This is a genomic window from Yersinia aldovae ATCC 35236 (assembly GCF_000173735.1).
Lineage (GTDB): Bacteria > Pseudomonadota > Gammaproteobacteria > Enterobacterales > Enterobacteriaceae > Yersinia > Yersinia aldovae.
In genome coordinates, this window is record NZ_ACCB01000137.1 from 1 (window position 1) to 251 (window position 251).

Below are 251 nucleotides of genomic sequence, written 5' to 3' on the forward strand. Positions count from 1 at the left end.
AAGATCTTTGATTTTTTTGATGTCAGCGGCTTCCATCCCGCCATATTTCGCCTTCCAGTTGTAATAGCTGGCTTCGGAAATAGCAGCCTCACGGCACACATCTTTGACGGTCCTGCCCGCTTCGACTGATTTCAGTACGGCGATGATCTGGTGCTCTGTGAATCGGATCTTACGCATAGCGATCTCCTCAGGTGACATAATCAGTATGTCGGAAGATCTCTAAAAGTGAATGGGCCGTTTTGAGGGGATAC

General features: G+C 48.2%; 1 protein-coding gene. It reads right to left on the bottom strand.

What is annotated here, in order from left to right; translation table 11 throughout:
- The coding region (locus tag YALDO0001_RS19590; RefSeq protein WP_435372775.1) for a transposase at positions 1–198 on the bottom strand (198 nt) is incomplete at its 3' end.
- Between the last annotated feature and the right edge of the window lie 53 nt (positions 199–251).